This is a genomic window from Paenibacillus contaminans (assembly GCF_003285015.1).
GTDB classification, from domain to species: domain Bacteria; phylum Bacillota; class Bacilli; order Paenibacillales; family NBRC-103111; genus Paenibacillus_V; species Paenibacillus_V contaminans.
The window spans coordinates 494,093-516,391 of the sequence record NZ_QMFB01000003.1; the positions used below are offsets into that span (position 1 = coordinate 494,093).

At 49.3% G+C, this 22,299-nt stretch carries 17 protein-coding genes; 5 read left to right on the top strand and 12 right to left on the bottom strand.

The features are described 5' to 3' along the window. Positions 1–52: 52 nt before the first annotated feature. Positions 53–943 (bottom strand): helix-turn-helix domain-containing protein, encoded by an 891-nt coding sequence (locus DQG23_RS08670; protein WP_113030407.1) that lies wholly within the window; start codon positions 941–943, stop codon positions 53–55. 156 nt (positions 944–1,099) lie between these two features. Here DQG23_RS08670 and DQG23_RS08675 point away from each other — a divergent pair, with 156 nt between their 5' ends. The 4 genes from DQG23_RS08675 to DQG23_RS08690 are packed head-to-tail and all read left to right on the top strand — an operon-like array spanning position 1,100 to position 5,279. Beyond that, the gene (locus DQG23_RS08675) at positions 1,100–1,318 is read left to right on the top strand and encodes a hypothetical protein (RefSeq protein ID WP_113030408.1); all 219 of its coding nucleotides are present in this window, start codon (positions 1,100–1,102) and stop codon (positions 1,316–1,318) included. Then, positions 1,315–2,880, top strand: a complete 1,566-nt coding sequence (locus DQG23_RS08680; RefSeq protein ID WP_113030409.1) for a spore germination protein — start codon at positions 1,315–1,317, stop codon at positions 2,878–2,880. The genes DQG23_RS08675 and DQG23_RS08680 overlap by 4 nt, the downstream gene beginning before the upstream one ends. A 27-nt stretch (positions 2,881–2,907) precedes the next feature. Then, positions 2,908–3,999 (top strand): GerAB/ArcD/ProY family transporter, encoded by a 1,092-nt coding sequence (locus DQG23_RS08685; protein WP_113030410.1) that lies wholly within the window; start codon positions 2,908–2,910, stop codon positions 3,997–3,999. Continuing rightward, on the top strand, positions 3,996–5,279 hold the full coding sequence (locus DQG23_RS08690) for a Ger(x)C family spore germination protein (RefSeq protein WP_158560357.1): 1,284 nt from the start codon (positions 3,996–3,998) through the stop codon (positions 5,277–5,279). The genes DQG23_RS08685 and DQG23_RS08690 overlap by 4 nt, the downstream gene beginning before the upstream one ends. 48 nt (positions 5,280–5,327) lie before the next feature. Here DQG23_RS08690 and DQG23_RS08695 read toward each other — a convergent pair whose 3' ends face one another. The 3 genes from DQG23_RS08695 to DQG23_RS08705 all read right to left on the bottom strand — a co-directional run bounded on the left by DQG23_RS08695 (position 5,328) and on the right by DQG23_RS08705 (position 9,109). Next, on the bottom strand, positions 5,328–6,341 hold the full coding sequence (locus tag DQG23_RS08695) for a globin-coupled sensor protein (RefSeq protein WP_113030412.1): 1,014 nt from the start codon (positions 6,339–6,341) through the stop codon (positions 5,328–5,330). 159 nt (positions 6,342–6,500) lie between these two features. Next, on the bottom strand, positions 6,501–7,574 hold the full coding sequence (locus tag DQG23_RS08700) for a nucleotidyltransferase domain-containing protein (protein WP_113030413.1): 1,074 nt from the start codon (positions 7,572–7,574) through the stop codon (positions 6,501–6,503). Between the two features lie 26 nt (positions 7,575–7,600). Next, positions 7,601–9,109, bottom strand: coding sequence for a lipopolysaccharide biosynthesis protein (locus tag DQG23_RS08705; protein ID WP_158560358.1), 1,509 nt, complete (start codon positions 9,107–9,109; stop codon positions 7,601–7,603). 291 nt (positions 9,110–9,400) lie between these two features. On the opposite strand from DQG23_RS08705, the gene DQG23_RS08710 reads away from it, so the two are divergent. Next, positions 9,401–11,650 carry a right-handed parallel beta-helix repeat-containing protein gene (locus DQG23_RS08710; protein ID WP_158560359.1) on the top strand — a complete coding sequence of 750 codons (2,250 nt, stop codon included), beginning with the start codon at positions 9,401–9,403 and terminating at the stop codon, positions 11,648–11,650. A gap of 81 nt (positions 11,651–11,731) precedes the next feature. Here DQG23_RS08710 and DQG23_RS08715 read toward each other — a convergent pair whose 3' ends face one another. The 8 genes from DQG23_RS08715 to DQG23_RS08745 all read right to left on the bottom strand — a co-directional run bounded on the left by DQG23_RS08715 (position 11,732) and on the right by DQG23_RS08745 (position 22,255). Next, positions 11,732–13,048, bottom strand: a complete 1,317-nt coding sequence (locus DQG23_RS08715) for a nucleotide sugar dehydrogenase (RefSeq protein WP_113030416.1) — start codon at positions 13,046–13,048, stop codon at positions 11,732–11,734. 227 nt (positions 13,049–13,275) lie between these two features. Next, positions 13,276–16,482, bottom strand: a complete 3,207-nt coding sequence (locus tag DQG23_RS08720; RefSeq protein WP_113030417.1) for a heparinase II/III domain-containing protein — start codon at positions 16,480–16,482, stop codon at positions 13,276–13,278. Between the two features lie 41 nt (positions 16,483–16,523). Further along, entirely contained in the window at positions 16,524–18,329 is a 1,806-nt protein-coding gene (gene asnB, locus DQG23_RS08725; protein WP_113030418.1) for an asparagine synthase (glutamine-hydrolyzing), read from the bottom strand. Positions 18,330–18,364: 35 nt separating this feature from the next. Continuing rightward, positions 18,365–18,574, bottom strand: a complete 210-nt coding sequence (locus DQG23_RS08730) for a hypothetical protein (RefSeq protein ID WP_146762267.1) — start codon at positions 18,572–18,574, stop codon at positions 18,365–18,367. A gap of 29 nt (positions 18,575–18,603) precedes the next feature. Beyond that, positions 18,604–19,716, bottom strand: coding sequence for an acyltransferase family protein (locus DQG23_RS08735; RefSeq protein ID WP_158560360.1), 1,113 nt, complete (start codon positions 19,714–19,716; stop codon positions 18,604–18,606). 31 nt (positions 19,717–19,747) lie between these two features. Then, positions 19,748–19,912 (bottom strand): hypothetical protein, encoded by a 165-nt coding sequence (locus tag DQG23_RS42085; RefSeq protein ID WP_158560361.1) that lies wholly within the window; start codon positions 19,910–19,912, stop codon positions 19,748–19,750. 43 nt (positions 19,913–19,955) lie between these two features. Then, positions 19,956–21,137: a DegT/DnrJ/EryC1/StrS family aminotransferase gene (locus DQG23_RS08740; protein WP_272949035.1), complete on the bottom strand. Its 1,182-nt coding sequence runs from the start codon at positions 21,135–21,137 to the stop codon at positions 19,956–19,958. 29 nt (positions 21,138–21,166) lie between these two features. Further along, positions 21,167–22,255 carry a lipid II:glycine glycyltransferase FemX gene (locus DQG23_RS08745; RefSeq protein WP_158560362.1) on the bottom strand — a complete coding sequence of 363 codons (1,089 nt, stop codon included), beginning with the start codon at positions 22,253–22,255 and terminating at the stop codon, positions 21,167–21,169. Positions 22,256–22,299: the final 44 nt, after the last annotated feature.

Here is a 22,299-nt window from a genome sequence, read left to right on the forward strand (position 1 = left end):
CAACCAAGAGGTTCTGCCCAGACACGGATTTATTTTAACGGAGGACGGATTTTCAAGATCCTTGCGATTTATTGGATTGGAGCAGCTTGCCCGGATTAATGCCGTATTTCCGTTTGAAAGCCGCGGTAAAATGACTCGGGTTCGAATAACCGATCGCGCAGGCGACCTCGCCGACGTTCAACGCCCCCTGCTCCAGCAAATCCAACGCTTTTTCAAGACGTTTCTCCCGAAGATAACCGAATACGGTCATCCCGAATACTTCTTTAAAGCCCGCCTTCAGCTTGTAATCGTTTAACCCTACCATGCGAGCCATTTCCAGCAGGGACGGCGGCTGTTCCAAATGCTGCAAGAGCAGCTCCCGGGCCAACTCGATTTTGTCCTTATCGTCCGCCCGCAGTACGGACACTTTGCGGTCACACGAAGAATCGGCCATGTATCTTAGGAAATATATCGATAACAGCTCCAATATCTTGCTCTCGACAAATATTTTTTTGATCGGCGGCGGGTAGTCGCACTGGACGATTTGCGCAAGCAGCATTCGTTCCGCCGGCTGCAGTTCTTCCCGGCGATGTCCTGCATCAGCCGGCTTGACCCCGTTCGCAAATTGAAAATAATCGAATTCAGGATGCGCTTCGGCATATTCTTCGAAAAGCTTCGGATTGAGCTTGATTTCGACAAGTAACGTTTGTTCCTGCACACAAGTCCCCATAGCCCGTTCGTTCTCCGTATGCGTACTACAGAAGCTTCCCTCCAAGCGAAAAAAGAGCTGCAAAGTGCCGTCACCGCCATTATCGTCTTGCATCTTTTCCCGGAAACGATTATCGGCGATGACGATTTCCATCCCGCTGCGCAGCTTGAGCCTTTCAACGGAGCCGCCTTCCCCCTCTACCCCGGAAGCGGAAATCGATCCGGTATCCCATGACTCCTCGATAAGATCGTCCATCAAACGCTACGACTCCTTTGCAAAAACAATCCCCTTTCTATTTTAATGAAAACGATTATCATTATCAAGATGACATTCATATTTATTTGACCTTCGGGGATACTATCGGTCAGACGAATGGCTTCCATCTTTGACCATAATGGAGGAGACAGGCTCATGATTACGATGCTGTTGACAATCGCGTTCTTAGTCGCAGGCATTCCCCGCAGCAACGATCGTCAGCATGATGGCCGTATTATGCCGGTCTACATCGTTTTGTCAGCCGTTGGATTTGGCTTGTCCATCGCATACTGGTTGGGTTACTTCCCGAAAATGGCCGACAGTATCGTTTCGACGCTGCGTATTTTCCATCAATTTTACGAGGATGGCGAATGATGATGGATTTATTGTCTTTTTTTAAACGAAGCACCCGCAATCAGACTCCCGAACAGCCTACTCCCGATCATACCGCGGATAAAATGAAGCTTGACCGGAATGAACTGTTCGTCACACTTGACGATAACATCGGGTTTATTCAACAAACGCTGCATGACCCGTTCGACCTTGTCATTCGGCGGCTTGAAATTCCGCTTGCGGACGGGACTTCCGTACCCGGCGCCGTCATTTTCATGGACGGTCTGGCCGATCGCGCGCTTATACACGAATTCGTCATCGAACCTTTGCTGGATACGAAGCCCAAAACCGCTCTGCTTGAGGAATTGTCAAACAGCGTGCTGCTGGCGAGCAACGTGAAAATCGTAAATGAGTACACCAAGCTGATCGCTTCTTTGCTTTATTCAAGCACCATCGTTTTGATCGACGGCCAAGAGCAAGCGATCGTAATCGCATCGGAGGGCTGGGAGCATCGGCAGGTGACCGAGCCGCGGTTCGAGCCTGCGCTTCGCGGACCCCAGGATGCGTTCAACGAAGTGTTATGCATCAATACTGCGCTTATGCGGCGAAAAATCAAGGATCCGAATTTGGTTCTTCGCTCACTCAAGATCGGCTCCCGCAGCAAAACCGATATTGCCGTCCTTTATTTGCAGGATGTAGCAAATCCGAAAACGGTCGAGGAAGTGCTGCGAAGGCTTAAAAAAATCGAAACCGATGCGATTTTGGATGCGGGGGAGCTCGAAGACGGCTTAACGGATAACCCTTACTCGCCTTTTCCCGCAATGGCTTTTACGGAACGAGTAGACAGATCCGCCGCCGCCATCTATGAAGGGCGCATTCTCATCCTGATGGACGGGACCCCCTTCGCAATCATCGCGCCGGTGACGCTCGTTTACCTGATGTTTACGCCGGAAGATTACTATACGAACTACTACTCGGCGACGTTCATCCGCTGGATTCGGGTGCTGGCTCTGCACATGGCGCTGTTGCTGCCGTCGATTTATATTGCAGTGACGACCTTTCACCAGGAAATGGTACCGACCGAGCTCATGATCGCCATCGCCGCCAACCGGACGAATATTCCATATCCATCGTTGATCGAAGCGCTCATTATGGAAATCAGTCTGGAGCTGTTGCGGGAAGCCAGCCTCAGGTTACCGACCACGATGGGTCAAACGATCGGCATCGTCGGCGCTCTCGTTATCGGACAAGCTGCCGTTCAGGCAAGCCTGGTCGGGCCTGTCTTAACAATCATCGTCTCCTTTACGGCCATCGGTTCCTTCGCCATTCCGAGCTACAATACGTCGGTCGCGATCCGGCTGCTGCGTTTCCCGATCATGATCCTGGCGGCTACGCTGGGCATATTCGGCATCGTGTTCGGCGCGTCCGTCATCTTGATTCATCTGCTCAAGCTGAAATCGTTCGGCGTTCCTTATTTAGCTCCGTTCATGCCGGACAAGCTGAATCAAATCGACGACTCGCTGCTGTTCCGCAAGCCTTCGTTCAGCTTGAAGCACCAGCTGAAATATTTGCGTTCCAAGCAAAAGCCAAGACCGCGTTCGTAACGTTCGTTTTCCAGAGGGGGGTTGCCAATGCCATCCGTTCAGCTCAGCCATAAACAGTTGATGATCATCCTCATCTTCGTCATTTACGGCACTGTGTTTATCACAATGCCTCGCGAGTTATCGGTTTCCGCCCAGCATAGCGGATGGATCGGCATCGTTCTGGCTACGTTCATCAGTCTGCTGTTCTGCTGGATGGTGGCCAAGCTGGCTTCGCATATGGAAGACGTCGATTTCATCACCTACTGCAATAAACTGCTGGGACCTTGGCTCGGGCGTATGTTTTCAATCGTATTTTTGCTGCTCCCTTCCCTGCTCTTCACGGCGTTTACCGGACGTATCCTGATTGAAATGTTCGTTACGCTAATTATGCCGGAGACTCCGATCGGCTTGCTCCTTGCCATGGAGCTGCTGCTCCGCTTGCAGTTGGTGTACGGGGGGCTTAACGCGGTCGGACGCTGGGGGCAATTCGTCGTGCCGGGCGTCACCATCATTCTAATCGGACTGTACGGGCTTGCCGCCATCAACATGTCGAGCGACCGGATTTTGCCGTTGTCGAACGGTACGATTCCCGGCATTTTAACCGCTACGCTGATGATGTGCAGCGCGTTTACGCAAACGATGGTCGTGCTGTTCGTCAAAACCGAAATCAGCGACACATCCAAAATCAGACGTACGCTTATGCGAACCGTTACACTGGCAGCCGTCCTGTATTTAGCTACCTATTTCATTACAATTGGAAATTACGGCATCGCATCTACGCAAAGATTCGCTTTTCCGGTCATTGAGATGATCAAGGATATCAGCTTTTTTGAATTCATCGAGCATTTGGAAGCTATTTTTCTGGCCGTTTGGGTATTTATGAATCTTACGAAGGGCTCCTTCTCCTTGTATGTGAGCTCCATTATCGTTCAGCAATGCTGCGGCTTGAAAAATTATCGCAAGGTGCTTATCCCGGTGTGCGTCATCACCTACTTTATTTCTCTCTTGCCCCAAAATATGATTCAGGCCATTTTGGAGTACGAAGAGATTAAGGGGAGTTTATTCGTATGGTATGCATTCGGCGTCGTCGGGTTTCTGCTGCTCATATCGACCGTCCGAAGAAAGATGGGCCGCATATGAGCCATCCGTCATTCCTTCGAAACATGCTGCGCAAAACGGCAATCGCTGCCGCCTTTCTCCTTGTCGCGCTGTCTCTGACAGGCTGTTGGGGAAGAAATGAGGCTCAAAGTTTGGATTACGTCCTTGCCGTCGGCATCGATCTGAATGAAGAGAAGGATGTCGTGCTGACCATTCAGTCGCCGGTGCTGGATTCGCTTAAGCAGACGGGGGGAGGCTCGCAGGGGAAGGATTCTACAAAGACGATCAGCATTAAGGGGCGTTCGGCCTATGAGGCGATACGCGCCTATACGAGTACGGTGGGCAAAAAACTGTTCTGGTCGCATAATCAGGTCATCGTATTCGGAGAAGAAGCCGTTAAGGAGAGCGTCGAGCCTTATTTAGGATATTTTGCGGCGGATCCGCGCTTGCGCGGCACGGCCTATTTGACGGTTGTGAAAGGGATGGCTTCCGACGCGATTCGTCTAAAGCCGAATTTCTCGCTTTTGCCCTCGCTTCATTTGCATGACGTTTTGGAAATGGGATCCTTCTCGGGAAAATATCCTACCGTTCGCTTTTCCGAATTCAACCGGATGCTTGCCGACCCGTTGGGGGCGCAGCCTTATTTGCCGGTTATCAAGCTGTACCCCGCCGGGGAGATGGCGAAGGAACAGATCGGAACCGCTCCAAGCAAAGATATGGGAGGAAGAGTATCGCCTTTTTACGAAGCGGGAGGAGTAGCCGTTTTTAAGGGAGTAAAGATGGTGGGGTTGTTGAACGAAAAGGAATCGCGGGGCCTGATGTGGGCCAAAAAAGACAAAATATCAAGCACCGTCGTCATTGTTCCTTGCCGAAACAATCAAAACAAGGAATGCAAAATATCTCTGAATATGAACACGGCCTGCAAAACCTCCTTGCACACCGAGTACAAGGACGGCAAAGCGAAGGTTCGCCTGAAGGTGCGGGCGGATTTCAACGTAGGAGATAAATCGAGCAAGCATAATACGACGACGGAATCGTATTCCAAATATTTGGAGAATGCATTTGCCGATGTAGTCAAACAAGAGATAAGCGCAGCCTTCGAAAAAGCGGTCCGCGTTTACCGTTCGGACGTATTCGCCTTCGGCAACGACTTGGAGGACCGTCAGCCCGCCGTATGGGAAAAAGTGAAACAAGATTGGGAAGACCGCATATTGCCGGAAGCCGAGCTTGAGATTGTCGTTGACGCGAAGTTGAAGCAGACGTCCCGGAACCTATACTCTCCTTGGGTGCAGCCCAAAAAAAACGTGGAAAGCGTAGATTAGCGCGAAAAGCAAAGGAGCCTGTCCGCATGGAGCAGGCTCCTTCACTATTTATTGCTCGACCGTTTTCTTAAGCTGTTCCAGATCGGACGTTACGTTTTCGATCATTTGAACGAATGAGGACAATTCCTGCGAGCTTGCCGCTTGCTGCTGCGCATAAATTGTCGTTTGCTCCGATTCCTTGCTCAAATTTTGCAGGTGCTGGGAAATCGTCGTTATTTTCGCGTTGATTTTCTCAAGAGCCGACTTCGAATGCGTCGCGAGCTTGCGGACTTCATTGGCGACAACCTCGAAGCCGCGTCCGTTCTCGCCTGCGCGGGCCGCCTCAATCGCCGCATTCAGGCCGAGCAAATGGGTCTGATCGGATATTTCCTTCATTAACGTCCCCATATCTTGAATATCTTCAAGCTCCCCGTTCAGCTTCTTCACCATCTGATGGGATCTTTCCTGAATTTCGGCCGTATGAATGGCCGTTTCGGCTACGGTTTGGCTGCTGCTGTTCAACTCGAGCATCATGGCCGCCAGCTCCTGGACCGCTTGACTGATGCCGGTAAGCATATTCCCTTGCTTCTGGGCCAGCCGCTCGATGCTTGCCTTCTCGTCTTTCTCGTAAGCCTCGAGAACGAGCTGGGAATCGAAATTAATAAGCTTGGTCAGCACATTCAGAATTTGCAGCCATTCATTCGGAGCCACGCGTTTGAAATGCTGGGTAGAAATATCTATGTACAGCATATAGGTGCCTAAATACCAGTCCGTCGTCAGACCGATGCTGGAATGAACATGGCCGACGATGAGCCGCTTGCGGATATATTCTTCGTCGATCACGCCTTGCGCCAGCGATTCGAAATACCAGCGCTGCGTTTCCTTCAGCCGCTCCAGTGTACTGTGCTTCTCGATAATCGCCTTAAGATGCGGCTGTTTTACGATCTCCGCATAGAGCTCGTCCACAACCACATTTGTAATTTGCTTAAAATAGGCTTGCTTGCTTTTTAACAATTGCAAATCGGATTCCGTGATGCCCGTGTAGGCCAACTGATTTTTTCTGCTTAGTTGCACATCGATCACTATTAATTCCCCCCTGCTGTGTAGTGAATCTGAAGCTGCTCCTATTATCTCAGCACAAGCTCGGAGTTGGCAAGCAATGGTTTTTCAATCGGCGCAGTCCGAAAACACCTCCTAGCGGAAGCCCGGGTCGAGCTTTCCTGTAAAAGGTGTTTGGCACAGCTACTTATGAAGCTCCGCCGGCCCGGCGCCAGGTTTTCCTTGCCTGCGATAGAAGGCGCGTGCCGTTCTGCGTTTGGATCTTTGTTCGGAAAACCACTCTCGAATAGAGCGAAACCGGTAGCTCCAGCGATCGTGCAGCCATATTTTTGCCGCTGAGAAGAAAACAAGATAAAGGAAACTAGGATATTCATTAGATTTGTTTCGCGTTGTGACGTATTTCCAAAACCGGCTTGTTTCGTCCAATTGAACCGGCTTAATCGCCTGAAGATGAGGAAACGTCCTGTATGCGGAAGAAAGAGCGAACCGTACTTTCGTAAAATGCAAGTCCCTTCTGGCATCTTGAAGGAGCTTATCCATGTCAATTTCGTCTGCGAACTTTTCGATCATCTGTACAATATCGAGAACATGCTTCAAAGAATCCATATAGTGATTGGCGCCGTGCAGACAAATCGCATGGAACGTATGCTGCACAGACAATTCTTTATTGAAAATGAATCCTTTCAAACACGCCGCATCATGCCAAAATTCCTCGATTCGAAGTCGCGAAGTACGTTCTTTGACCAAATTCCAGTGCAGCTCCACGCAAACGGACTCGTTCGACGACTCCAATGGTTTACTGAAGGTCAAATGAAAATGGTCTTTCGCTTGCTCATCGTCTTGCGTATATCCTAATGCTTGCAGATAAGCGATCGCAGAGGGCATCTGAGAGGTCCGCACCAGTAAATCGATATCGCCAGTACCCCTGGCTGCAAAATCGCCAAAAACCCGTTCGGCAAATCGCGTTCCTTTTAGCGGTATCACTTCGATCTTATTGCTTTCAAAACAGTTCCGTATCCGCTGCTCCTCCGACAGAAGAAAAAGGTTTTGATATACGGTTAACTCGTAAGCATGCCGAAGCTCGCGAAGGAAAAAATCAGGCGCTTTTTCCAAGCTGCCAGTATGTTTCATCAAAGTAAAAAGCTGCGGGGCAACCGCCGCTTTCTTCATTTCGCACGCGATCGTTTTATAGGTTTCTTGGTTCTCCGTATGAAAAGGCCGCCTTGTATACAAGGCTTGCAAAAACTCGACCAGCATGACACTCCTCCATCCAACATTTTATATCAAGATTCCGCATCCGCCTTTACCGTTCGAGATTTGCGTCCCGCCGCCATTCGTTTCATTCGCAGGAGTACGGATTGGGCTTCCGCGCGGCCTAGTCCGAATGAAAGCAGCAAAATCAAGTAGACGATAACGCCTGCGGCAATGCTAACGGCCAACATGCCGATTGAATCGATATAACTTTTGCACGTATACAGGAAACCTGCCATTCCAATGGAAGCGGCGACGATTTTAACAAGAACTCCCCATTCAATGAGGAAACGAAACGATTTTCTCGACAACGTTACGGAAAGAACGAAATACAACAAATAGGCGACAAACGTCGTAACCGCTGCGGCTATATAACCATAAGCCGGAATCGCCAGCATGTTTAGTCCTACGTTAACGATCGCTGCCAAAAGGGACATATACAAAATATGCTTTGTCCGTTCCGTAAGCTCGAAAATTTTGTTGGAATACATGGTAAGTCCCATAAAAAATACACCCAAAGTCACCCAAGGAAGAATGCGGCTTCCATCAAAATAGCTTTGGTCCGCCAGTATGGAAAAAATGGGCTGCCGAAGCATCGTAATGCCAACTGCGGCAGGGATCATCAGAAAAAAATATACCGATACGAATCGCGATACGAGCCGCTCGGTCGACTCCTTGTCCGATCGGTTCCAGGATTCGATAATATGAGGAAACGCCGCCTGCATGATACTGCTAATGAATAAGTACATAGAAGACTGCACCAGCGTATAACCGAATGCATAGATGCCCACTTCCTCCACATGGCGAAAGTACGCGATCATGTATCTGTCGGATACGGTCAGAACGTAGGAGACGACATGGTACCCCATGAGAGGTATCCCATAACGTAAAAATTTCGTAACGATCGGGCGTATCGACGCCCATTCCCATCCTCGAATCGACAGGCTGCGGTGAAACCTCATTCTGAAGATGCAAAAAGTAAAAGCAATCAAGTCAAACACGATCGTGCTGGCCAAAAGCGCCGTTATCCCCATCCCATGAACCGAAGACAAGTATACCGTCAAACAAAAACGCAAAGTCAGGATCGTAACGGAAAGCACGGCATAAGTAACGACTTTACGCGATACGCTCAACAAGCTCTGCATGATCGCATAACTATTGGCTGTAATATACAGCAAGACGATATATACGCCGTATGAATGAAAGTCACTGCCCTGGAATAACAGCAAACTGCCTAGGAACAAAACCAGCATAACTCCGTTCACGGTGATCCATGACGTTAGCAGCCCTGAGAAATAGTGCGCGCTGTTCTTCGACTCGTCATAATAACGGATTGCCGCTTGGTTGTACCAGCCTGTCGATACGGTTACGGCAAAAGCGACACCGCTCGAAATAAGCGAATAAGCACCGTATTCCTCTGGGACGAACAATCGTGTGTAATACAGCATGGTCACGAAGCCTAGCGCACACTCCAAAATTTTACATGGGATGTAGATAAGCGAGTCTTTAGCAAAGCGGTTTACTCCAATTTTCGCACTCAATCCGCATCGTTCTCCCGTTTTTCGAATAGATACAAAATGTATCAAAATAATTGTAACGGCTACATCGTTTTGATGCAACCAATTTATTACAAATTTTACTCAGTATAATTTAAGCTGCACAGTGGGTCTTCGTACTCACGGAAGGGACTTCTGCATCATAAACTGGACTATCACATTACTAATTATTAAATAGCTACCAAAATGTTTATAGACCCCAAGGCACTCGCAGCGCGCTTCATCAGCAAAACTTGTATTTCGAACGACAGAACGATAATAGAAGGAGGCATAAAGATGTCATTGACGACGATCAATGTGGCCAATGTCCGAGCTTTTGGAGCCACTGGAAACGGAACTACAAATGATTCCACCGCTGTTAATGCGGCAATTAGCAGTTTGCCCGGCGGAGGTACCGTGTACTTCCCTGCAGGCGTTTACCGGATCGGGAGAAACCTGATTATCCCGGCCAACGTCACGGTTATGTTCAGTAACGGCGCATCCGTCAAAATCGATACCAGCATTAGAATAACCGTCAACGGTCCGCTCGATGCCGGGCTGTATCCGATTTTTAGCGGAACGGGAATCGTGAACGGGTTTGGCGATGTCGAGAAAGTTTACCCTCAATGGTGGGGTGCCAAAGGAGACGGAACGGGAGACGATACGAGTGCTATCCAATCTGCGCTGAATACAGGCAGACCCGTATATCTGATTAAAGGCACGTATAAGGTAAACGGAGGTCTTGAATACCGTTCCGAAACCAATATAACGTTGCTTGGCGAGCCGGGCACGCTGATCGACGGCACCGCATCCAAGGAAATGTATTTGATCCATTTGGGCGGCAAATTCGGGACATCCGCTCCTATGCTGGCGAACGCAACCGCAGGCGGCACTTCGGTTTCGGTGAACTTACCCGCCAAATCCGGCGACGTCATGCTGATTACCTCCAAAGATTTATGGAACGACAGCCAATCGGTGTTTGCCAAAGGCGAGATGATCGAAGCGGGAAGCCGCTCCGGAACGACAATCACGCTGAAGTATCCTCTCTACGACAGCTACAGGTCATCCACGACGATCGTATATGCGATGACCACCCCTCAGGTCATTGTCGAGCATATCGATATCATTCGAAACTCGGATCAGGCAGGTTTATGGATAGAATGCGCCAAGGACGTATCGGTCAAATACTGTAAAATTACCGGCGCCCGCGAACGCTGCTTCTACCTTAGCTACACGTTCGGCGGCACAGTCGAATATAACGAGGCTTACGACTTTTACAATCCGAACACTGGAACCAGCTACGGACTAATGGTCGCTACCTGCCAAAACATCACCGAAAGAGGCAATCATTTCTCCGGGGGACGGCATGCCATCGCCCACGGCGGCTGGGAGCCGACGCGAAATTGTCTCGTGACGGAAAACGTCATTGATAATTATCATGCATCCGGACAGCCGTCTCTCGATTTTCACGGAAACAACGAATTGCATACGGTTACCAATAATGTCATCTATAACGGCATGATTTATTTGGGAAGGAACGGAGTAGTCAACAACAACCTGATTTATGGCGATAACAGAAGCGGCATCCATTTCTGGCCGACGATGAGCGGCGATTTCATGCTGATTCAGAACAATCGGATCTTTACGAAAAATGCTACGAATCCTAACGTATTCGGGATCAGCATCATGACATTTGCACCGAACGTCATGATCGATTTGCTTCAAATCGAGAACAATTACGTGCGATCAAATAAAAGAGGCATTAACGTCGAGCCCTATGACGCAAGCCATACGAACGCTAAAATAAACAAATTGCAGCTAAGCGGGAACGATATCGCAAGCGATGACTACTTCACCCTATTCATCGGCAGAACCGGCAATACCCCTTGGCAAATCAACGAATTAACGATTGACGGCGGATCCTATAAGGCGAACGGAAACAATATTTATTTGGATGTTTTGCCTGCGGCAAACCGGCTGTCTATCCGCAACGCCAATCTGTCCACAAGCAGGGACGGTACAACCGTCATCTATAATACGACGGGCTTCAATGACGTGGAGGTGGAGAACAGCATACTCTCCGGAACCAATTCCAGTCCCAGCAATTTCAACAACACCGGAACGTTAAGTATTCGCTACTCGCGTTTCGAGAACTTTAAAGGTCCCATCCAGGTCCCTTCTGCAAGCGATTTTTACGAGAATAACAATACGTTCGTCAACAGCACGGGCACCTTCTCCGTGTCCAAGGCGCGCCGTCTGACTGAGCGCTATGCCGACGGTAACGTAACGGGCAGAGGAAACGCTGCACCGGTCTCGGGAACATGGAAGCAGGGCGACCAAATCGTCAATAATGCGCCTACCCTTGTCAAAAACATTGCTTTATGGACTTGTGTCGCATCCGGCACCCCGGGGGCATGGAGCGCTACCGGCTGCGGCTTCGGTACAACCGCACAACGTCCCGCGCTTACCTCGAACGATGCGGGATATTTATACAAGGACCGGTCCGTCGACAGGATTTTATTGTGGAACGGATCAAGCTGGGTGTAACACTTATAAATTCCCGATATTTTGAAAAACAAAGCCTTGGGAATCGTAAGCGATTCCTTAAGGCTTTGTTTTTGGCCGTTTTTACTCCATAGCCGTTGCGATTTCTTGTTTGGTATGTTCCGCCGATTCGGCCGTATGAGCCTCGTGAAGATTTCCATAATTGTATAACGCAGCAGGCACAGCCGACTTCAGCCGGATACAATTTTTCGTATCGAATATAACCGCTCGATTCATCCGGGTTAACAGCTGTTCGTTCAAATCCTTAAACTCGTTATGATCCGCGAGGACAAGCATGCAATCGCTCCCTTGCAAGGCGTCGGCCGGCGAATATAACGGGAACGGCGCATTCTCCTGAGAAACGTGGGGGTCGTGAACTTTTACCCGGAACCCTCTCATCTCCAGCAGAGAAATGACTTCAAGCGCCGGACTTTCTCGAATATCGTCCACGTTTCCTTTGTAGGTTACGCCAAAAACGGCTATCGTTCTATCGGGTGCCCTTCCTGCGATTCTTTCGACCTGTTCGGCAACAAATTCCGGCATCGCGTTATTGATTTCTCTGGCAGTTGTCATAAGCGGCGTTAGGAACGGCGCTTTCTCGATAATAAAATACGGATCTACCGCAATGCAATGTCCGCCTACGCCCGGCCCCGGGGAATGCAGATTAACCCTGGGGTGTTTATTGGCATAACGAATGACCTCCAAAGCATCGATTCCCAGATTGGAAGAAATAATCGCAAGCTCGTTTGCCAGAGCGATGTTGACGTCGCGGTAAGTATTTTCCATCAGCTTTATCATTTCGGCAGAAACCGCCGTAGTCCGAACGATTTCGCCTTTTACGAACGACTCGTACAATGCCGCCGCTTTGTCCGCCGAAGCCGCATTATAGCCTCCCACTATACGATTGTTCTCGACGAGCTCCCGCAATATTTTACCGGGAAGCACCCGTTCCGGGCAATGCGCCAAGTAAATGTCTTCTCCAACCTGCCAGCCTGCGTTTTGAAGAAGCGGCGCGACGATATCGTCAACCGTACGCGGCGGAATCGTCGATTCGATAATGACCGTATTGCCTTTGCTCAGAAGCGGAAGAAGCGTATCGACCGCCGAGACTACGTAACTTAAATTGGCCGTGTGATCTTCGTTGATCGGAGTCGGTACCGCGACAATAAAGGCATCCGCGTTTACCGGCGCGTTCATCGCTTGAAACAGGTGATTGCTGCGAACATCTTGAAAAAAAACGTCAAGCCCGTTCTCCTCCAGATGAAGACGTCCGTCATGGATGGCGGCGATCACCTTCTCATTCACATCGACCCCAATAACGTCGAAGCCTGCCTTGGCGAACATGAGAGCAGTCGGGAATCCGATATAACCAAGTCCAAGCACACAAATTTTGGTTTGCATTGTACATATCTCCCTTTTCACAGTGTCCCAGAATAGATACATTATGTATCTATAAATACATGAGCTAACCGCATCATCCCGCATTCCGCTCAAGACTAGAGGAGGTCGCCCCGACGTTATGCGTCATTATTTGCCTTCTTCTTCCCTTAATCAAACATCGCACAAAGATACATTTTGTATCATACCTATCATAACCTGCTATTATAAATTCATGCAACTACAAAATATTACGAAAAACGATATTTTTGAACGGGAAGCGGAATCGTTATTTGATTTCCGGGTTGAATGTCGTACTGGTAGCCTCGGGAGGTATCGTTAGGGTTTCTCCAGCCCCGTATGAGCGTAACGTTACCGATATCGATAACGATCCGGTTTCCTCCTTCCGCTTTGACGCCCTTGATCGGATAAACGGCGTTTCTTGCTTGATTTGGAGCCAGCCGCAAATAATCATTCTCTACGTAAATCATACGTCCGATCAAGCTTTCCAACTCCTCGCTTAGAGGCCGTTCGAGCCGAATCGTAATCTGATTGGAATCCGCAGGGCTTCGGGTAAAATCCACGACGGTTCCGGAGACAACTCCCCCTGCCGTTTGAACGAAAGGATTTTTCAGTTCGCCTATCGTCGTCCCGCCGTTTACGTAACCATACTCCGGAACGTTATTGTTCTCCGAATATACGCCGAAGGCTCCTTTGAACTGGATTCGTCCGTCGATCAAATAAGAAACATTCGGCTGGAGAGCGCTGATAATATAATCCACGCGGCCGCTTTTCAGTTCTACCTTGAGCGCTCTGGCTTCCATCCCATCAACCGTTTTTCCGTTTCGCGTAACGGCCGCCAACTGAACGGACCGAATAAACGATTCGTTTCTATAGGGCTCAATGACTGATGTAAATACACTTGACAGATTCGTTCCGGTACGTTTGGCCAGCAAAAAATGAAGCTTCTCGGGATTTCCCGGCTTGTTCTGCGGAGGCTGCCCGACCGCTAACGCAACCTCATTCAGCTCGCCTAGCATCGTTAGCTTTAGATGGATATTTTCGGGCTTCTTCAGAAGCTTGCGCGTATCGACGATGCTCCAATCGACGCTGAACCTGCCAGGCGGCATGCTGTCTCGTGAAACTTCCGTCAAGTAGTTGAACCCGCTAGTATTGGAGCGCGAATAGGCCTCGTCTCGATAAGGCACCTCCGCGCCGGCGTATGTGCCGCCGTTTTGTTCAACCAATCTGAGCCCTTCTGCGGCTACCGACGATTCCGCGCCGTGAAAGCTGAAGACATGCTCCTGGCCTCCCTTTATGCGAAAAAAATCGACCGTATACCCGTTGTTCGGATCTGCATAAATCATCGCCGTCGTCCTCTGATATTTCTCCGTTTGGGGGTAAGCAAAAGGTGCTTCCATTTCCATAAGTTTGACGCGTCCATTATCGTCGAAGAGCCTAGGAAGCCCGACCCAGGCAGGAGATTGCGGCTTCCGGTCGACAACGACAGCATTATGGCTGACGGTATTCGATTCCCATCTCATTCGAAGCGGATTGTCCGTAGGGAATGTAACGTATCCCATATCCGGGGTCAGATCGAGACCAAATGCATGGATACCGATGTTCAAAGCGTCTTTATGCGAATGAGCGGCCCCCGTTCTTCCATAGTACATCCAAACATCCTGCAAATTGTCTTCGGAAGACTCGAAAGAAGGTACTGCGCTTTCGGCTCCTGCCGGCGAACCTCCGTTTACAAGCGCTGCGAAGCCATATCCCGTCAAGTTTACGCTGCCTGCGTTCAGTTCCCCTGATTGGTCTATGATGGTTTTCACACGTCCTGCTACAGCCACAGGCTCATCGTCAAAAATCGTTCCATGCATCCCCTCAAGAGAATTTCCGTTTAGCCGATAAGCCGCTTGGGCAAATTTTGGATCTCCGAATTTCATGAAGCCTTTCAGCACGTTGCTGAGGCGGGCATATATTCTGGCATCGCCGGCCGCCCCGGAATCGCCGATTTGAGGGGTGAACTTGCCTGCCATCACGATATCGATAAAACCCGAAAACATTTTCCGGAATTTAGGATTTTCGTACAAATCGTAACCTTTCGCACCGCTGTATCCTTCCAAAATATCTGCGACAAGCCGGAGGTGTTCCAGCCAATAACTGTTATACTCGGGTGAAGCTTCGTCGCCGTACCCGTCACGATCCACTTCATTCACCATCAAGGCGGACAAATCTCCACCGGTTAGAATCGGATTGCCGTTTTCCGTCGTCAAGTTGCCCGGCTTGAAAATAAAATCGATCCATTCCCGGCTCGTATTCTTTTCATCCAGCACGACGGCAGCCATTGCAAGCGCGCTTTGGTGAAATCCCGCATTACCGAAAATTTGCGTTTTTTTCACAGCGGGATAAACTTGGCGAAGCAGCCCATCCTCAATATTTTTTTTGACGCCTGCGGCTGTTTGTTTTAACTTCCCTCCCTTGCCCTTCTCGCCTTGCCCCTTCAAAAAAGCGACAAACCTCGCCTTGTCGCTCGACATGGCCGGAAAGAAAGCATCATAACAGCTGATGAAATCGCGGATAAGTCCGGCTTCCCAAATGGAACCGAGAATCTTGCCTTGTCCGGTGCCGCCGTTATTGATGAAGCCATCCTGTTTCGCAAATGCAGACACATCCATTTGCGGATACACGTCCGCCACTCTGTCGAGCATGATGACGCCCGCATCGGCATATTTTTGCTGCCCGGTAAACAAATAGGCATCGCGAAAGGAAAGAAGGGCATTGCGTATGAAGTCGTCCCATAAGGCCCAGTGCGCGTAATAAGCAATAAATGTAAACTTGTTGCCCTGATCGTCCACCCATCCCGCCCCGTCGTCTACCCCCCACTTTTCACCCTTTTCGGGATAAAGCTCGTTGACTAGATAACGTTTGTCTGCCAGGTCGGGGGAGAACGTCCCGTTCTTATCCAGTCCGCTGCGGTAATACGCTTCAAAATCGTTAGTAGGAAATTTGTAGCCGCTTGAAGGGTCCACCAGCTTCCAGGGTTCTTCGAGCGGCTCGAACTTATAGGGATAAGCGCCAAACTCGTCGATCTTGCGTCCGGTTACCGGACTCCCCGCTTGCTGGTTAACGGCCATGCTGCGAGGTATGCTCTGAGCCGTCACCGCTTCCCATAATTTTACGTAGCCGAGCTTCAAGTACCGCTCCGCTCTTTCAACCGCTATGTCCCGCTCCTCTTTAGCCCATTCATACCTATTGATATTTAATCGGGCTGCCTTAACCTTTTCCTTCGTGTAAATCGTACTCTTCGTCTTGCTCGGCCGAATACCGATCACTTTCTCCACAGGCGGTGAATCCTGGTTATTGGCGATGACAAGAGCGAAACTGACGGCCATAACCGTCAGTATGAGGGAAATCCATTTCCTGCCATTCCGTTTCCCGCTCAGTTTCAGGCGCATGCTACAACCTCTTCCGGCATCAATCCGAACGCAATCAACGATTATGAAACGTTATGCTGTTCTTCCCAAACCGCAATATTATAGAGCCTCCAGCGGATCTCGAGCGGCAAACCGCTCAGGTCAGGCACTTCTGCGCAAATCTCGCGTATCAGCTTCGAGGCGTCGACCTTCCCCTGCATAATCGGCAAATGCTCCACAAGCCATACTTTATCCGGAGCTTCAAAACCGTATTTGTTTCTTCTCCAAGCTATGCTTTGAGGCAAAATACGGTCTGCAAGTAGACGCAAGGCATACTTCGTATAGCCGTTTTTGATTTTATTTTCATGCGGTAAAGAAAGAGCGGTTTCCACGCAAACATGATCGACGAAGGGGACTCTCGCCTCGATCGAATGAGCCATCGAATTACGGTCCTCATATTGCAAAAGCTTAGGCATCTGGTACTGAAGCAGTTCCGTCTTTTGAAGCTCGCCGATATGCAACGAGCGGCTTCCCATCGTATCGAATACTTTAAGGGCCCGCTCGATATTTTCTTTTTTGACGTAAGACGACGCTCTGCGCGACAAAACTTTTTTTCGTACGGATACGATAAGAAAATAGACCATATAGCCGGATAACAGTTTCAGGGTTAGCTTGGAATGCTTGGACGCCAAATAATATTCTTTTAGCATCCGGACTACGTTTCCTTTCGTCAACAAGTACCAGAAAAAAGACGGATAATAACGTTCGTAGCCGAGCAGCGTTTCATCGCCGCCCTGCCCGTCAAGAATCACTTTGATGCCAGCCTTCTTGGCGGCCCGCATCACCCAATATTGCATAAACATCGACGGTCCGCCTACCGGCTCGTCGTGAACATGCAAACACTGCTCGATGTTATCGGCAAAATCGCGGTATGTCGGCTTGGTAAGCTCCCATTGCAGACTGCAATGATCCACTACCTGTTTGGCGTAATGGCTTTCGTCGTTGTAGCTGGCTTCCGATTGGGCGGTAACGGCTATATAGGGGTACTCTTCCTTCTCCTGCTGGATAAAACTCGCGGAAACCGCCGCAAGTGTCGATGAATCCAAACCTCCGGATAAACACGTACCTACCTGTACGTCACTTCTCAAATGCAGCTTTACGGACTCCTCGAATGCATCCGCATACTGAGAAGCATCGACAGACGACCGATCCTCGATAGAAAGATCGTAATATCTGTGAATGTCCATCTGTCCGGTATGCAAGTCGATCCAGGCATAATGACTGCATGGCAGCTGGTAGATTTCGCGGAAAAACGTATTTTCGCTCATATGCGAATATCCGACGACCAAATAAACCAGCACCGTATCCATATTCGCATGAGCGGGAATACCCGCTGTCAGTAGCGCCTTCAGTTCCGAAGCAAACAGAAAACGGTCCGGATCATTGTAATAGTAGAAAGGCTTGATCCCGAAGCGGTCGCGTGAACAAAACAACTTATTTCGCTTCGCGTCCGCTATCGCAAAAGCCCACATTCCGCGGAACTTTTGCAAGCATTGCTCTCCCCACTCCTCGTAAGCATGAAGAATGACCTCCGTATCCGTCTTGGTCGTGAAGACGTGACCCAGCTTAAGCAATTGCTCCCGGAGCTCTAAGTAATTATATATTTCACCGTTAAAGACGATCGTGAACTGTTTATAATGCATCGGCTGATGGCCTTGTTCGCTTACGTCAATAATAGAAAGCCGGCGGTGACCGACGATAAAGCTGTCATTGGCATACAGACCTTCGTCGTCAGGGCCCCGGTGGGCGATAGACGAAAGCATGTTCCGCATGACGGATTCGTCATAACGACTGCCTGTTTTGGATACAATTCCTGCAATCCCGCACATTTGAATGACCCTCCCGAGATTTAAATCGTTTTAACCTAGAATGCGCACATTTCTATGGGGGTCGTCTTGGCATGCCCCGGCAAAAACATCAGCTCGCTCGATTCGTCGTTAGCGCACTTCACGCATACGCCAAGCGGGAAAACGATTTTATAATAGCCGGTTTGAAAAATTTGCTGAGCCTGCTCTCGCGGCAACAAACAGTTGCAAGAACAGCAGTAGACTTTCAATGCATTCATATCGTACACCGTCATTCCTCCATTTCCTGCATGCGGAGCTATGCTTCGTTCACTCGCGGTCTAGCTGCAGTTGACCTCTTATCGGTATCCTGCTTGTTCATGCCGATGCCTATTTTTCCTACAAGATAAGGGCCGATCTTTGTTAGGTTCACAAGCGATACGGTTAGCGCCGAAAGGACGGCCCCGCAAATGAAGTACAGGGAAACGAGCAGCAGCGGATGAATCGTTATCGGAATCATCGGTTCCGCCTTTTTCATTACCGCCATGTAGAAAGGATGGAATAAATACATGCCGAAAGAGTATTGGCTGACAAGAACGATCCAGCGCGGTACACTGCGCATCTTGAGCGACAAGGCGAATAAGAAACCGATCATTGCGATAACGAAAGGCACCATATCTACCCTCTTCGAAATGATCTGTTCATTCACGCCCATTCCGTATAAAACGACCGGCAAAATTGCCGCCGGTACAGGCAGCCATACGACCCATTTCCAGCGGAGAAGCAGCCAGCTTTTCATTTCGCCGTAATATTTGCCGCAATAAAAAGCGATCGAGAAGTAAGACAACCAGCCTAGAAAGGGAACCCAGTAAAACTTGTTCCAAATATAAGCCCCGGCGGATGACGAAGGAGCAGGGACAAAGTTGAAAAAACCTAAATACAACAATTGGATAAGCAAGCTGACGCCGATGACCGTTTTGGGCGAGTAACGAGGTTCTATCGTTTTCACAAAGAGGCTATGCAAAAGATAAAATTGAAAGATGACGATGATAAAGTATCCATGATAATCAGCCAGCAAAATATGCCTCCACAGCAGTTGAACCGCCGCGGCGCTATATTCGATCCCTTTGGCGGAGGACACCTCAAAAGCTTTAACCAAGGCGTAAAAGGCGCCGAAAATCACATAAGGAAGCAAAATGAATTTCAGCCGTTTCGACCAGAACTGTCCCGACTGCTTCTTCGGATAAGAATAAGAAATAATAAATTCGGAAATAAACACGAATACCGGAGTTCCGAAAGTTAAGAGCAAACTCATATAGTTGACCGCCTGCTCATTCTCCCCGTAAACTCTAGCAAGCGCATGCAGTAGCACGATGCTCAAGCATGCCGCACACCGCAAAACGAACAGCTCCGGAATCACTTTTTTATCCAAAATAACCTGCCGCCTCTCGCCATCTATGCTCTTAGGCCGAATAAACGCTATTTTGCATATACTTCTGCAGACGCTGTTTCAAATCCTCAATATAAGGCGCCACCGAATCCGCAGCCTGTTGTTTCTCCTTCGTTTGAACCAAAAAATCCGTCAGCTCGACCAAAAGGGTTTGAGCGTTTAACTCCGCAGAACGCATGCTTGTTCTCCTCTTCTACTCACTGTCGATCGTAGGATGCGGTTTAATAGGAACCGCCGCCGCCGGAAACCATACGAACAGGACGCAAGCACGACAATATGCAATCCATGACGCGCCGCTGCTCCTCCTCCTTCAAGCTCGAGCCGGACGGCAAGCATATTCCCTGCCGAAATAACTGTTCCGACAAGCTGCTTTCCGATTCATGAGGATAATAGGCACAGCCGGCAAATAAGGGTTGGAGATGAAGGGGCTTCCAGACGGGCCGTGCCTCAATATTGTTCTCGTGAAGGCGCTGTATGATCTCATCTGCCGTCGTACCGGCTTGGACTTGATCAACGGTCATAACCGAAAGCCAGCGCGTAGCTTTGCCGTATTCAGCCTCGGGCATAAAGCCGAAGCCCGGAAGCGTAGACAGCTCCGTATGGTAGCGTTCGAATATGGCGCGTTTGGAACGAATCCTTTCATCCAGCACCTTTAACTGGCCGCGCCCGACTCCCGCCAAAATGTTGCTCAGCCGATAATTATACCCGGTTTCGTGATGCTGATAATGAATGGCCGGTTCTCTCGCCTGGGCGGACAAAAAGCGCGCCCGTTCCAACGCGGCCGTATCGTCAGAGACGAGCATTCCTCCGCCCGAAGTCGTAATGATTTTATTGCCGTTAAAGGAAAAAATACCGAAGCGTCCGATCGTACCGCTCGCCTTCCCCTGATAAGTAGCGCCAAGCGATTCAGCCGCATCCTCAACGATCGGTACGCCATACAAATCGCATAACGCGCAAAGCGGCTCGAGATCGGCGCTTTGCCCGTACAAATTAACGATGACAACGGCCTTCGGCATCTTATTTTGAATAAACGCATCGCGAAACGCCCGTTGTAACGCATGGTACGACATATTCCAGGAGGCCGGCTCCGAATCGATAAACACCGGTTCCGCCCCTAAATACCGGATCGGGTTTGCGCTCGCCACGAACGTCAAGCTTGAACAAAAAACCGTGTCTCCGGGGCCGACATCAAGCAGCTGCAAGGCAAGATGTAGCGCAGCCGTTCCCGAGCTCAAAGCTACAGCGCCTTTGCTTCCGACCATTGCCGAAAGCTCACTTTCAAAATGCTGGACGTTCGGTCCTAATGTAGTGATCCAATTTGTATCAAAAGCTTCCGCAATGTACGCTTGTTCTTCCGTTCCCATATGGGGGGGAGACAAGTAGATTCGGTTATGGTTTGACAATGGATCCCAGCTCCTATACATCGAAATAGTTATTGAGCTATCGATATCGGATCGTTCAGTCGAGGGTGCCGGTATATCGGGAAATAATCGCCGTACCGTTCTCCGTCGAATTCCGTCGTCAGCAAGCGGTATTCTTCCGCACAGCGGACTTTTTTGCCGATATAGAAGTCGAGATCGTCGCCTTTATTGAAATGCTTCTTAAATCTGTACAAACTATCGTCCGCTTTATATCCGCCGCCAAGGTGAAGATACGTGAAGCCGTTTGCTTTTCCCCATTTAGCCGCGTAGTCGAAAAGAAGATTAGTCGGCGCCAGATGAAGATAATCTTTGTCGGATCCGATCAGGTGGAAATGAAGGTATGGACCGTAGTGCAGAAATAAACCGGACAAAATGACTTTTTCATTCAGATGCACTTCCAGAATATCGGAATTCCCCTCCAATAAATCCATCGTGTTGTAGAAGGTTTCCTTAGGAAAATAGTAGAAGGAATCCGCTCCGAGCTTATCCATTGTGGCGTAGTACATGGTGATAAACGATTCGATTCCGGATTTTGTAGAATGAACGGTCAAGCCTTCTTTCACGGCTTTCCGTATACGGTTTTTGCAGGGGCCGCTAAATTGCTCTTGAATTTCTTCTTCGGAGAGTCGCAAGTCGATATATACGGTATTGCGATTGAACTGGGGAGCAATGTCCAAATAATAATCGTGATTGCGCAGCAGAGGATGGAATCGAACAAATTCGGTGACAATACGTTTTTCTTTACAGTATTCGTCGAAAATCCGTTCGAAGCTTTCAAGGAGCTTCAACCGTTCCGCCGGTTCCGCGACATTCGTAATCGGACCGCCATAGCCGTAGGGAGTAACGATGTCGTAGAGTCCGTCCGCAACTTGGCTGTTCGCATATCTTGGCAGCTCTTTGATCTTACGCAGCAAGAAAGGATAACAAACGAGATTATCGCCTTCCTGATAGACAAAACACTGCGCCATACCTTCGCCATTCTTTTCATACAAGTTGCAATACTCGGGCGTATAAAAAACATCGGCGCATTCCAATTGATCGATAATCCGGCGCCATTGCGAAGCATTTGTCGTATCCATAACGAACCAGTGCGTCAACATAAGCATCCTCCGATACTATTTGTATCATTAACTACATATTATGA